Annotated in this window: 11 protein-coding genes; 8 read left to right on the top strand and 3 right to left on the bottom strand. The window is 62.2% G+C overall.

Annotated elements, in window-relative coordinates:
- Positions 1 to 3 precede the first annotated feature (3 nt).
- Positions 4 to 1,104, bottom strand: a complete 1,101-nt coding sequence (locus ACXX81_RS11410; RefSeq protein WP_458571697.1) for a DUF1853 family protein — start codon at positions 1,102 to 1,104, stop codon at positions 4 to 6.
- Here ACXX81_RS11410 and ACXX81_RS11405 point away from each other — a divergent pair.
- The 8 genes from ACXX81_RS11405 (at position 1,096) to ACXX81_RS11370 (ending at position 9,480) form a co-directional block, all read left to right on the top strand.
- Positions 1,096 to 1,986 (top strand): NAD(+) kinase, encoded by an 891-nt coding sequence (locus ACXX81_RS11405; RefSeq protein ID WP_003217892.1) that lies wholly within the window; start codon positions 1,096 to 1,098, stop codon positions 1,984 to 1,986. The two genes, ACXX81_RS11410 and ACXX81_RS11405, sit on opposite strands and share 9 nt — an antisense overlap.
- On the top strand, positions 1,986 to 2,957 hold the full coding sequence (locus tag ACXX81_RS11400; protein ID WP_458571696.1) for a metallophosphoesterase: 972 nt from the start codon (positions 1,986 to 1,988) through the stop codon (positions 2,955 to 2,957). The genes ACXX81_RS11405 and ACXX81_RS11400 overlap by 1 nt, the downstream gene beginning before the upstream one ends.
- The gene (locus tag ACXX81_RS11395; protein WP_322213453.1) at positions 2,954 to 3,823 is read left to right on the top strand and encodes a rhomboid family intramembrane serine protease; all 870 of its coding nucleotides are present in this window, start codon (positions 2,954 to 2,956) and stop codon (positions 3,821 to 3,823) included. Before ACXX81_RS11400 ends, ACXX81_RS11395 begins: the two co-directional genes overlap by 4 nt.
- Before the next feature lie 14 nt (positions 3,824 to 3,837).
- Positions 3,838 to 4,098, top strand: coding sequence for a YeaC family protein (locus ACXX81_RS11390; protein WP_322213454.1), 261 nt, complete (start codon positions 3,838 to 3,840; stop codon positions 4,096 to 4,098).
- Positions 4,095 to 4,925 (top strand): DUF2797 domain-containing protein, encoded by an 831-nt coding sequence (locus tag ACXX81_RS11385; RefSeq protein WP_231423716.1) that lies wholly within the window; start codon positions 4,095 to 4,097, stop codon positions 4,923 to 4,925. Before ACXX81_RS11390 ends, ACXX81_RS11385 begins: the two co-directional genes overlap by 4 nt.
- 13 nt (positions 4,926 to 4,938) lie before the next feature.
- Positions 4,939 to 7,596, top strand: coding sequence for an aminopeptidase N (gene pepN / locus ACXX81_RS11380; RefSeq protein WP_231423717.1), 2,658 nt, complete (start codon positions 4,939 to 4,941; stop codon positions 7,594 to 7,596).
- A 147-nt stretch (positions 7,597 to 7,743) separates the two neighbouring features.
- On the top strand, positions 7,744 to 8,850 hold the full coding sequence (gene zapE, locus ACXX81_RS11375; RefSeq protein ID WP_458571695.1) for a cell division protein ZapE: 1,107 nt from the start codon (positions 7,744 to 7,746) through the stop codon (positions 8,848 to 8,850).
- A 138-nt stretch (positions 8,851 to 8,988) separates the two neighbouring features.
- Positions 8,989 to 9,480, top strand: coding sequence for a GNAT family N-acetyltransferase (locus ACXX81_RS11370; protein ID WP_322213459.1), 492 nt, complete (start codon positions 8,989 to 8,991; stop codon positions 9,478 to 9,480).
- 102 nt (positions 9,481 to 9,582) lie between these two features.
- Here ACXX81_RS11370 and ACXX81_RS11365 read toward each other — a convergent pair whose 3' ends face one another.
- Together ACXX81_RS11365 and ACXX81_RS11360 are read right to left on the bottom strand one after the other, a co-directional pair.
- The gene (locus tag ACXX81_RS11365) at positions 9,583 to 9,792 is read right to left on the bottom strand and encodes a hypothetical protein (RefSeq protein WP_209981551.1); all 210 of its coding nucleotides are present in this window, start codon (positions 9,790 to 9,792) and stop codon (positions 9,583 to 9,585) included.
- Between the two features lie 144 nt (positions 9,793 to 9,936).
- Complete coding sequence (locus ACXX81_RS11360) at positions 9,937 to 12,174, bottom strand: TonB-dependent siderophore receptor (protein WP_458571694.1); 2,238 nt, start codon at positions 12,172 to 12,174, stop codon at positions 9,937 to 9,939.
- Positions 12,175 to 12,246: the final 72 nt, after the last annotated feature.

Raw genomic sequence — 12,246 nt, 5'->3', positions numbered from 1 at the left:
CCCTCAGGGATTGCCCGGCACATTCGGCCACAGGTCGGCGACCAGGAACAGGCGCTCGGCTTCCTCCCAGTCTTCGCCCTGCTGCACCAGCCGCACCAGCAGTTGCGCCGGCGCCATCGGGTCCAGCGCTGTCAGCCACGTGTGCATCTGGGCCTCGCTCCACACCTCATCAGCCGGGTAATGCGCCGGGGCCAGCCAGGCGTGGCGCGGCAGGGGTTGCCAGCGGCCCGGCGGGCGCGTGGCGACAAAGTCCTGCCAGTCACGCTGATGCAACCAACTGCCGCGTAAATGCTGCGGATGGGCGCCCAGCGGCGGTTCGGCCGGGCCCGGCCACGGATACAACAGGTAACCCCCGAGCCACAGGTACGCGTCGAACTGTTGAACATCCAGCGCGGCCAGCACCTCGCGGCTTTCCGGGCGGGCGGAGATCGGCAGTTGATGCTCGGCCAGGTGCGCCAGCTTACGGTCGAGCCGGTCATGGCAGCCCGGGCCCAGCCATTGCTCGGTGGCCTGGCCATTACCGGCTTGCGGCCCGAGGTACAGCTTGATCGCCAGTTCCAGGTGGTGTACGCCATCGCGGTCGCGCAGCAGCATGTCCAGCTCGCCCAGCGTATGCCCGGCCCGGCGGATCGGCAGGTTGGCGGCCAGCAACTGAACGCCCGGTGCGTGCTGCACGGCGAATTGCCAGAGGCGCTCGTAATACAGGCCCAGGCGCCGCGTGCGTGCCAGGCTGAGCCAGTGCTGCAGGGCGCTGCTGTCCTCGTCCAACTGACGCAGCCAGTGTTCCAGCCGGCAGGGGGCCTGCACCCAGTCGCTGCCGGCCAGCGGGTGGCGTTGCGGCCATGGCGTCTGCGCCAGCATCGGCGGCGCCAGGATCACCCACGCGAGGTCGCGCACCTCGGGGTGACGCAATTGGCGGGGCAAGGTGTGCAGGTCGGGGAACACAGTCATGCTCCGAGCATAGCCTTTTAAGTGTGACGCAGCTGCGTGAGAACCATTGTCATCAAGGCTTTGCGCTGACAAAGGGTTTTGCCTGACGCGGCCTTTCACCCATAATCGTGGTTTTTCGCCGCACCCGGAACCCGCAGGAGCCCCATGGAGCAATTTCGCAATATCGGCATTATCGGTCGCCTGGGCAGTACCCAGGTGCTGGACACCGTCCGCCGGCTGAAAAAATTCCTGCTCGAACGCCACCTGCACGTGATCCTCGAAGACACCATCGCCGAGATTCTCCCCGGCCACGGCCTGCAGACGTCCTCGCGCAAGATGCTCGGCGAAGTGTGTGACATGGTGATTGTGGTCGGCGGCGATGGCAGCCTGCTGGGCGCCGCACGCGCTCTGGCGCGGCATAACGTGCCAGTGCTGGGGATCAACCGCGGCAGCCTGGGGTTTCTGACCGATATCCGCCCCGATGAGCTGGAAGTCGAAGTGGCCAAGGTGCTCGACGGCCATTACCTGGTGGAAAACCGCTTCCTGCTGCAGGCCGAAGTGCGCCGCCACGGCGAGGCCATCGGCCAGGGCGATGCGCTCAACGACGTGGTGCTGCACCCTGGCAAATCCACGCGGATGATCGAGTTCGAGCTGTATATCGACGGCCAGTTCGTGTGCAGCCAGAAGGCCGACGGCCTGATCGTCGCCACGCCGACCGGCTCCACCGCCTACGCGCTGTCGGCCGGTGGCCCGATCATGCATCCCAAGCTCGATGCCATTGTGATCGTGCCGATGTACCCCCATATGTTGTCCAGCCGGCCGATTGTGGTCGACGGCAACAGCGAGCTGAAAATCGTGGTGTCCAAAGACATGCAGATCTACCCGCAAGTCTCCTGCGACGGGCAGAACCATTTCACCTGTGCGCCCGGTGACACCATCACCGTGAGCAAGAAGGCGCAGAAGTTGCGCCTGATTCACCCGCTGGACCACAACTACTATGAAGTGTGCCGCACCAAGCTGGGCTGGGGCAGCCGCTTGGGGGGTGGAGGCGACTGATGCTCGATCCCGCGCGTAGCTACGACCTGATTGGTGACGTGCACGGTTGCGCTCATACCCTTGAGCACTTGCTCGAACGCCTGGGTTACCACAAGCAGGGCGGCACCTGGCGCCATCCGTCGCGCATGGCAGTGTTCCTCGGCGATATCATCGACCGTGGCCCGCGCATTCGCGAGGCGCTGCATATCGTCCACGACATGGCAGTGGCCGGTCAGGCGCTGTGCATCATGGGCAACCATGAGTTCAACGCGCTGGGCTGGACCACAGCGGCGCCGCCGGGCAGTGGCAAGCAGTTCGTGCGCGAGCACAACCCCCGGCATGCGCGGCTGATCCACGAAACCCTGACCCAGTTCGAGCAGCACCCGGGTGACTGGCAGGATTTCCTTGGCTGGTTCTACGACATGCCGCTGTTCGTCGACGCCGGGCGTTTTCGCGTGGTGCATGCGTGCTGGGACGAAAGTTTTATCCAGCCACTGCGCGCCCGATTCCCCGACGGCTGCATCGACCGGTCCTTTCTGCAGGCGGCCGCCGTGCCCGGCAGTTTTGCCTGCAACGCCTTCGACCGCCTGCTGCGCGGTACCGACATGCGCCTGCCCCACGGCTTGACGCTGACCGGCGGCGACGGCCTGACCCGCTCGTTCTTTCGCACCAAGTTCTGGGAGGACGACCCCAAGACCTACGGCGACGTGGTCTTCCAGCCCGACGCACTGCCCGAGCCGGTGGCGCGCACGCCGCTGTCCTCGACCGAGAAAAATTCACTGCTGCGCTATGGCGTCGATGAACCCTTGCTGTTCGTCGGCCATTACTGGCGCAGCGGCAAACCGGCACCCATCCGCCCGAACCTGGCCTGCCTGGACTACAGCGCGGTGCTGTACGGCAAGCTGGTGGCGTACCGTCTGGACCAGGAAACCCGACTGGATCCGGCTAAATTCGTATGGGTCGACGTTGAGCGTCCCGAGGTTATTGAATGAGTACCGTGGCTGTATTGCGCTTGCCCCTGAGCGTCGACCTGGGCGGTTTCGTCAAGCTGCTGCAACGCATGCAAGTGCCCCATCACGTCAGTGAAGAGGCAGGCGAGCAGGTATTGTGGGTGCCCGAGGGCATCAGCGATGACGTGCGCGTGCTGTATCAGCGCTTTCCCGCCGGCGACCCCGACCGGCAACTGGATATTCCCGAGCAGGCGCCGGCCGCGCGCCCAGGCTTTGTGCAGCAAGTGCGCCACAGCCCGGTCACGGCGCTGGTGCTGCTGGCGAGTCTGATCGTGGGCGCGGTGACCCTGCTCGGTGAAAACCTGCAAGCCGTCGGTTGGCTGACCTTCCTGCCGTTTCGGGTCATGGGCGAGTACATCCAGTTCACCCCGTTCGCCCAGATGCTGGCCGAGGGGCAGTGGTGGCGGCTGGTCACGCCGATGCTGATCCACTTCGGCATCCTGCACCTGGCCATGAACGGCATGTGGTATTGGGAGCTGGGGCGGCGCATCGAAGCGCGCCAGGGCAGCATCAACCTGCTGGGCCTGACCCTGTTGTTCAGCCTGGTTTCCAACTATGCACAGTACGCGTACGGCGGCCCCGGCCTGTTCGGCGGCTTGTCCGGCGTCCTGTATGGCCTGCTCGGGCATTGCTGGATCTTTCAACTGCTCTCGCCCAACCCTGCGTATCGCCTGCCCCGTGGGGTGCTGGCGATGATGCTGATATGGCTGGTGCTGTGCCTGTCGGGGCTGGTCTCGATGATCGGCTTCGGCGAAATCGCCAACGCGGCCCATGTGGGCGGACTGGTCATCGGTTGCCTCACCGGTTTGCTGGGTGGTCTCTACAACCGCCGCAAAGCGTCTATTTGATAAGGAAGAGTCCCATGTCCTCTTTTGCTGAAATGATCGAAAACATCACCCCGGATATCTACGAGAGCCTCAAGCTCGCCGTGGAAATCGGCAAATGGTCCGATGGCCGCAAGCTCACCCCCGAGCAGCGCGAACTGTCGCTGCAGGCGATGATCGCCTGGGAGGTCCAGAACCTGCCGGAAGACCAGCGCACCGGTTACATGGGCCCGCAGGAGTGCGCGTCCAAGGCCGAGACGGTGCCCAATATTCTGTTCAAGTCGGATGCGATCCATTGATTGAAATTGGTCGCGGTGCAGTCAGCAAAATGTCGGCGCAACTCGGTGAGCCGACCGTTCAGTACGCGTTTCGCCTGGGAAGCACGGAGGTGCCGGTCAATCCCCTGATCGGCACCCACATCCGCCTGGAGTTTCTCGGCGCCATCCATTGCAGCCATTGCGGGCGCAAGACCAAGACCAGCTTCAGCCAGGGCTACTGCTACCCGTGCATGACCAAACTGGCCCAGTGTGACCTGTGCATCATGAGCCCGGAGCGCTGTCATTACGACGCCGGCACCTGCCGTGATCCGGTGTGGGGCGAAACCTTCTGCATGACCGACCATGTGGTGTACCTGGCCAATTCGTCGGGGATCAAGGTCGGCATCACCCGCGCGACCCAGTTGCCGACCCGCTGGCTCGACCAGGGGGCCAGCCAGGCGCTGCCGATCATGCGCGTGGCGACGCGTCAGCAATCGGGTTTCGTCGAAGACCTGTTTCGCAGCCAGGTGGCCGACAAGACCAACTGGCGCGCCCTGCTCAAGGGCGATGCGCAGACCGTTGATCTCAAGCAGGTGCGCGATGAGCTGTTCGCCAACTGCGCCGAAGGTCTGGTGACGTTGCAGGAACGCTTTGGCCTGCAGGCCATCCAAACCATTGCCGACGTTGAGCCGCTCACTATTCGTTACCCGGTCGAGCAGTACCCGACCAAGATCGTCAGCTTCAACCTGGACAAGAACCCGATTGCCGAAGGCACGCTGCTGGGGATCAAGGGCCAATACCTGATCTTCGATACCGGCGTTATCAATATTCGTAAATACACGGCCTACCAGCTCGCCGTGCATCAGTAGAAGGACTCCCAGCATGCGCACCGAACAACCGAAGATGATTTACCTGAAGGACTATCAGGCGCCGGACTACCTGATCGACGAGACCCACCTGACCTTCGAGTTGTTCGAGGACCACAGCCTGGTCCACGCGCAGTTGGTGATGCGCCGCAACCCCGAGCGCGGCGCCGGCCTGCCGCCGCTGGTGCTGGATGGGCAACTGCTGGAACTGTTGAACGTGAACCTGGCCGATCAGGCGCTGACCGCCGCTGACTACCAGTTGACCGACAGCCACCTGACCGTGCAGCCAACGAGTGCGACCTTCACCCTCGACACCACGGTCAAGATCCACCCGGAAACCAACACCGCGCTGGAAGGCCTGTACAAGTCCGGCAGCATGTTCTGCACCCAGTGCGAGGCCGAAGGCTTTCGCAAGATCACCTATTACCTTGACCGCCCGGACGTGATGAGCACCTTCACCACCACGGTGATCGCCGAGCAACACCGTTACCCGGTGCTGCTGTCCAACGGCAACCCGATTGCCAGCGGTCCTGGCGAAGACGGCCGGCACTGGGCGACCTGGGAAGACCCGTTCAAGAAACCCGCCTACCTGTTCGCGCTGGTGGCCGGTGACCTGTGGTGCGTCGAAGACAGCTTCACCACCATGACCGCGCGCGAAGTGGCGCTGCGCATCTACGTCGAGCCGGAAAATATCGACAAGTGCCAGCACGCCATGACCAGCCTGAAAAAATCCATGCGCTGGGACGAAGAAACCTACGGCCGTGAGTACGATCTCGACATCTTCATGATCGTTGCGGTCAACGATTTCAACATGGGCGCCATGGAGAACAAGGGCCTCAACATCTTCAACTCCAGCGCCGTGCTGGCCCGCGCCGAAACCGCCACCGACGCCGCGCACCAGCGCGTGGAGGCGATCGTCGCCCACGAATATTTCCACAACTGGTCGGGTAACCGCGTCACCTGCCGCGACTGGTTTCAGCTGTCGCTCAAGGAAGGCTTCACCGTGTTCCGTGATTCGGGCTTCTCCGCCGACATGAACTCGGCCACGGTCAAGCGCATCCAGGACGTGGCCTATCTGCGAACCCACCAGTTTGCCGAAGACGCCGGCCCCATGGCCCACGCGGTGCGTCCGGACAGCTTTATCGAGATCTCCAACTTCTACACCCTTACCGTGTACGAAAAGGGTTCGGAAGTGGTCGGCATGATCCACACCCTGCTCGGTGCCGACGGTTTCCGCAAAGGCAGCGACCTGTACTTTGAACGCCACGATGGCCAGGCGGTGACCTGCGACGACTTCATCAAGGCGATGGAAGACGCCAACGGCGCCGACCTCAGCCAGTTCAAGCGCTGGTACAGCCAGGCCGGTACGCCCCGTCTGGCGGTGAGCGAAGCCTTTGATGCGGCCGCCAATACCTACAGCCTGACGTTCCGCCAGAGCTGCCCGGCAACGCCGGACAAGGTCGAAAAACTGCCGTTCGTGATTCCGGTGGAACTGGGCCTGCTGGACGGGAAGGGCGCCGGCATTCCATTGCGCCTGGCGGGTGAAGCAACTGCCGGCGCCACGTCGCGGGTGATTTCGGTGACCGAAGCCGAGCAGACCTTCACCTTTGTCGATATCGCTGAACAGCCGTTGCCTTCGCTGCTGCGTGGGTTCTCGGCGCCGGTGAAACTGAGCTTCCCGTACAGCCGCGACCAACTGATGTTCCTCATGCAGCACGACAGCGACGGTTTCAACCGCTGGGATGCCGGCCAGCAACTGTCGGTGCAGGTCTTGCAGGAACTGATCGGCCAGCACCAGGCCGGCCAGGCGCTGAAGCTGGATCAACGCCTGATCAATGCGCTGCGCTCGGTATTGAGTGATGAAAGCCTGGACCAGGCCATGGTCGCCGAAATGCTCTCGCTGCCCGGCGAAGCGTACCTGGCGGAAATCAGCGAAGTCGCCGATGTGGATGCGATCCACGCCGCCCGCGAGTTCGCGCGCAGGCAACTGGCGGATAACCTGTTCGAAGGGCTGTGGTTGCGTTATCAGGCCAATCGCGAGTTGTCCAAGCAGACCCCGTATGTCGCGGCGGCCGAGCATTTTGCCCGTCGCGCGCTGCAGAACATCGCGCTGTCGTACCTGATGCTCAGCGGCACACCGCAAGTGCTGGCGGCCACCCTCGATCAGTTCGACACCAGCGACAATATGACCGAGCGCCTGACCGCGCTGGCGGTGCTGGTGAACTCGCCCTTCGAGGCGGAGAAGGCGCAGGCGTTGGCGGTGTTCGCCGAGAACTTCAAGGACAACCCGCTGGTCATGGACCAGTGGTTCAGCGTGCAGGCCGGCAGCACCCTGCCGGGCGGACTGGCGCGGGTCAAGGCGCTGATGCAGCATCCGGCGTTCACCATCAAGAACCCGAACAAGGTACGCGCCTTGATCGGTGCGTTTGCCGGGCAGAACCTCGTCAACTTCCATGCCGCCGATGGCTCGGGCTACCGCTTCCTGGCGGACCTGGTGATCGAGTTGAACACGTTGAACCCGCAGATCGCCTCGCGCCAGCTGGCACCGCTGACGCGCTGGCGCAAATACGACGCTGCGCGCCAGGCGCTGATGAAGGCCGAGCTGGAGCGCATTCGTGGCTGCGGTGAGCTGTCCAGCGATGTGTTTGAGGTGGTCAGCAAGAGCCTGGCGTAAATCGATATAGCGCAGGCGAACTCCGAGTGTGGGAGGGGGCTTGCTCCCGATAGCGGTGTACCAGTCAATTGATTTTTGGCCGGTCCGGCGCCATCGGGAGCAAGCCCCCTCCCACAGTTGATTGTGGTGTGGTCAGGGCAGGTATCCATGACGTTCGAATCGCCCCTCGCGGCCTACCGGCACGCCATTGCCCAACTGGGCTTCGTCCCCGACGACGCCCAGCGCCGGGCGGTCGAGGCGCTGCACGCCTGCCATGAAGCCTTGCACCAGGGCCGCGCACCGATCACCGGCGTCTACCTCTGGGGGCCGGTGGGCCGTGGCAAGACCTGGCTGATGGACCAGTTTTACCAAAGCCTGCGGGTGCCTGCGCGGCGTCAGCACTTCCATCACTTCATGGCCTGGGTGCATCAGCGCTCGTTCCAGCTCACGGGCATCCAGGATCCCTTGCAGGCGCTGGCTTGTGAGCTCAGCCAGGCCGTGCGGGTGCTGTGCTTCGATGAGTTGTTCGTCAACGACATTGGCGATGCGATCATTCTCGGCCGTCTGTTCCAGGTGATGTTCGAGCACGGCGTGGTGGTGGTGTGCACCTCCAATCAGCCACCCGACCAGTTGTATGCCGGTGGCTTCAACCGCGAGCGTTTCCTGCCGGGCATCGCGGCGATCCAGCAGCATATGCGCGTGGTGGCCGTGGACGGCGGCGAGGATCATCGTTTGCACCCGGGCGTGGATGTGCAGCGCTACTGGGTCAATCAGGCCGATGCACTGGCGGCGGTGTTCGAGACATTGAGCGACGGGCCAGCGCTCGGCGGCGGGGCGATCAGCGTAGGGCATCGTTCGATCATGACGGTGCAGGCCAGTGACACGGTGCTGTGGTGCCGCTATCCCGACTTGTGCGAGCAACCCCTGGCCGCGATGGACTTCATGCTCTTGTGCGATCGTTTCAAAGCGATTCTGCTGGGTGAGGTGCCCAACCTCAGTGCACAACAGCGTCCGGGGCGCATCGCCCGAGGCACTGAAGACGCCGCCACGCGCGTGGTAGCGGGGGATCGCGAACTGCCGCAGTTGTCGGTGCACGATGATAGCGTGCGTCGCTTCATTGCTTTGGTGGATGAGTGCTATGACCGCAAGGTGCCGCTGTTCATAGAGGCCAGCGTGCCGCTGCAAAGCCTGTACACGGAGGGTTATCTGGCGTTCCCATTTCGACGGACCCTGAGCCGACTGCAGGAGATGCAATGGCAGCGTTTTGGTCTGTGACAGACTTTTCGCTGCGTAAGCTTCGCTTTTTCGTACATGCCTTTGTAGTGAATCGCCTTCATCCGCTGCTGACTCCGCGCTTACAATCGGTGCCCTCAAAGGGAGCCGATTCCCTTGCTGTCATGATCGAGGACGCTGATGGACACCCCTGATATCCTGGTGTTGCAAGCCAGTTACACCAATCCGGTGCACGCCGAGGCGATTGCCCTGGTGCTCAACCATTACGCCGAACACCCCATGGGCGGGGGGCACAGCCTGCCCGCCGACCTTGTGCAGCAACTGCCGGCCGAACTGGCCAAGCGCCCCTACGCTTTCAGCGTGCTGGCGTTTGTGGGGGGCGAGCCTGCCGGTCTGGTCAATTGTTTTGAAAGCTTTTCCACCTTTGCCTGTCGCCCGTTGGTCAACGTCCACGATGTGGCGGTGATGGAAGCGTTTCGCGGCCTGGGGTTGAGCCAGAAGATGCTGCAAAAGGTCGAGGAAATCGCGCGCCAGCGCGGCTGCTGCAAAATCACCCTGGAAGTGCTGGAAGGCAATGAAGTGGCACAGTCGGCCTATCGAAAGTTCGGGTTCGATGATTCGGTATTTGATCCGGCCAATGGCCGCATGCTGTTCTGGAATAAACCGCTTTAATAAATAACCGCAAAAAAAAGGGCGCCATTAAATGGCGCCCAATAAACCGTTTGCCAAAGGCGCGCAGTGGTAACGGGTGGTGCAGATTAACGAAGCGTTAAATTAACTGTTTGGCTGCTGCTGTTCGTCGGTATCGGCTTTTAATGTCTTGCCGTCAGCGGAAGCAGTTTGTTCGTTAGTGCCGTGGGTCTTTTCCTGCATGAAGGTGAAGTCATTGTAGAACTGCTTCGAACGCTCCGAGCCACCTTCTGCAAAGGCGGCGGCGGAGGTCAGGGTCATCAGGCTGGCAAGCATCAAGGTCGAAAGTTTCATGGCAGTATTTCCATTAAGAGTGATCGTTGTTCGTTCGCTCCACGGGCGAACTCATGGGGCGATTGTGGGGCGATCTTATTAAGTGGAAATTAACCCAAGCAACAGTCAGTGATAACAACTTTGTTAACGTTGCAGACGCGGACCTCAGAGTTTCCAGTCCATCGCCAACGTGATCGAGCGTGGGTCGCCCCAGTACACGCCGTTATAAAAGCCGACGCGCTCATAGTACTTTTTATCGAATAAATTATTGACGTTAAGCGACGCCGAAACATGTTCGTTGAACTGGTAGCGGGACATCAGGTTCACCAGCGAGTAGGCCTGTTGAGTGATCTTCGCCCGAGTGGTGATGGGGTTGCCCTTGGCGTCGCGCTCGCCGGTCGGCCTGTCGCTCCAGGCATAGGTTTCGCTCTGCCAGTTGAAGGCGCCGCCCACCGTCAACTGGCGCCACGCGCCCGGCAGCCGATATGCACTCGACAGCCGCAGCAGGTTCAGCGGTTGCTCGACGTTGTTGCGTTGGTCTTTGCCGTTCACGGAGTGGGTGTAGGTGTAGCCCGCCGTGATATTCCAGTCGGGCATCACTTCACCGGCCAGCTCCACTTCAAACCCGCGCACCTTGTTGCCCTTGCCGCCTGATTTGTAGAACGACTCTCTCGTCTTTGGGTCCGGCGGCACTGAGTCGTCCAGATCCGCAACGTTGTCCTGGGTACTCCAGAAATAGGCGGTGGCAAGGTTCAAGCGCTCATTGAGCAGGCTGCCCTTGAGGCCCACCTCATAATTGCTGCCGACCACGGGCTCCAGGTATTTTCTGCCGGCATCACGTCGGTCCTGCGGTTTGAAGATGTCGGTGTAGCTCGCGTAAACGGTGTAGGCCGGGGTCAGGTCGTAAAGCAGCCCGGCGTAGGGCGTCCACATATCATTGTGGACCTGGTGGTTTTTATCGGACTTGATCCACTGGTCGTCATTATCGTATTGGGGCCAGGAGTTTTCGATTTCCCAACTGCCATAGCGGCTGCCCAGTACCGCGTGCGTGCGGTCAGTCAGGCTCAGGCGTGTGGCCAGGTAGCCCGCTTTCTGCTCCTTGCGGCTGTGTTCACCCTTGAGACCGGTGGTGACATCGGCAAACTTGCCGATGCCGCCCATGTGCTTCCAGTCTTCGATGGTGCGGTAGCCGTCGGGCAGTACATTGCGCTGATGCGGCGAAGCGTCTCTTTGCTGCGATTGGCCGTAGCCCATCATCAATTCATGCTGCCGCCCCAGTAACGAATAGGCGCCGGAAAGGTTGAAGTCGAACACGTCCATCCTGGAGGTGCCGACCATGCGACTGGCCCAGGCGCCCATGCCGCTGCGGTCCGCATTCGGGAAGCCGGTGCCGCCGTAATACACCTTGCCGTCGGTATCGCTTTGTCGGTGGGTGTAAGCGGCTTTCAGGCGCCAGTCCCCGCCCAGTTTGTGATCGAGGGTAGTGAACAGGGTTTTGTCGGTCAGCGGCCAGGAGCTCCAGTGCGCGGCCATGTTGGTGGAGCGTGACAGCCCGGCCTTGCCCCCCTGGCTGTTCCAGTAAGGCACGGTGCCCCAGGAGGTGCCTTGCACCTGCTTGTCCTGATAGTCATAGCCCACCGCAAGCACGGTGTCGTCACTCAGGTCGCCTTCCAGAATGCCGTAGCCCACCACGCGCTGAAGCGTGTAGTTGTCACGGTACGATTGACTGTCGCGGTAGGCCAGCACGCCGCGCCCGCGCAGCCTGCCGTCAAACGCCAGCGGGCCGCCCACGTCCACGTAGCTGTGGTAGTTGTCATAGCTGCCGGCGCTGAGCCCGGTTTTAGCCTGCCATTGGCCGGTCGGCCGCTTGCGCACCATATTGACTGTGGCCGACGGGTCGCCCGCGCCGGTGGTCAAGCCGGTGGCACCGCGTACCACTTCGATACGGTCGTAAATGATGGTGTCGGCGTCGGACTTCATGAAGCCGAAGGTATTGAGCATCCCGTCGACCTGGAAGTTGCTGATGCCGTAGCCGCGGGCCGAGTACGAGGCCCTGTCCGAGTCGTTGTGCTGCACCACGACGCCGGTGGTCTGGCGCAAGGCCTCGGTCAGGGTGTTGAGGTTGAAGTCGTCCATTTGCTGGCGGGTGACCACCGAGACCGATTGCGGGGTCTCCTTGATGGACAGGTTCAGGCGCGTGGCGGTGCTCATGGCGCCGGTGGTGTAGGCCCCGGTGTGTTCGGTGTTGGTATCCAGGCCCTCGGCGGTGACGCTGGTGGCGGCCAGTTCGAGTGCCGTGGAAGGCGTGTGCTCGGGATCGGTTTCAGCCAGAAGCTCGGGGCTGAAGACGCCGCCGAAGAGGCCGAGGGTGAGGGTGATGGAGCGGGTGAAGGGCGAAAGCATGGTGGCAGACTCCTTTTTTCTTTGTAGCCTTTTCGATAAAAAAGGCCTTGGCTCAAAGACGAAAGGAGTCGT

The sequence above is a fragment of the Pseudomonas sp. GNP013 genome, from assembly GCF_054343995.1.
Note: the sequence above shows the minus strand (reverse complement) of the source record. Positions and strands in the feature narration are given on the sequence as shown.

Excerpts from the sequence above, each read along its gene's own strand:
- ACXX81_RS11405 (WP_003217892.1), top strand. The coding sequence starts at position 1,096 with ATGGAGCAATTTCGCAATATCGGCATTATCGGTCGCCTGGGCAGTACC.
- ACXX81_RS11400 (WP_458571696.1), top strand. The coding sequence starts at position 1,986 with ATGCTCGATCCCGCGCGTAGCTACGACCTGATTGGTGACGTGCACGGT.
- ACXX81_RS11395 (WP_322213453.1), top strand. The coding sequence starts at position 2,954 with ATGAGTACCGTGGCTGTATTGCGCTTGCCCCTGAGCGTCGACCTGGGC.
- ACXX81_RS11390 (WP_322213454.1), top strand. The coding sequence starts at position 3,838 with ATGTCCTCTTTTGCTGAAATGATCGAAAACATCACCCCGGATATCTAC.
- pepN (WP_231423717.1), top strand. The coding sequence starts at position 4,939 with ATGCGCACCGAACAACCGAAGATGATTTACCTGAAGGACTATCAGGCG.
- zapE (WP_458571695.1), top strand. The coding sequence starts at position 7,744 with ATGACGTTCGAATCGCCCCTCGCGGCCTACCGGCACGCCATTGCCCAA.
- ACXX81_RS11370 (WP_322213459.1), top strand. The coding sequence starts at position 8,989 with ATGGACACCCCTGATATCCTGGTGTTGCAAGCCAGTTACACCAATCCG.
- ACXX81_RS11365 (WP_209981551.1), bottom strand. The coding sequence starts at position 9,792 with ATGAAACTTTCGACCTTGATGCTTGCCAGCCTGATGACCCTGACCTCC.
- ACXX81_RS11360 (WP_458571694.1), bottom strand. The coding sequence starts at position 12,174 with ATGCTTTCGCCCTTCACCCGCTCCATCACCCTCACCCTCGGCCTCTTC.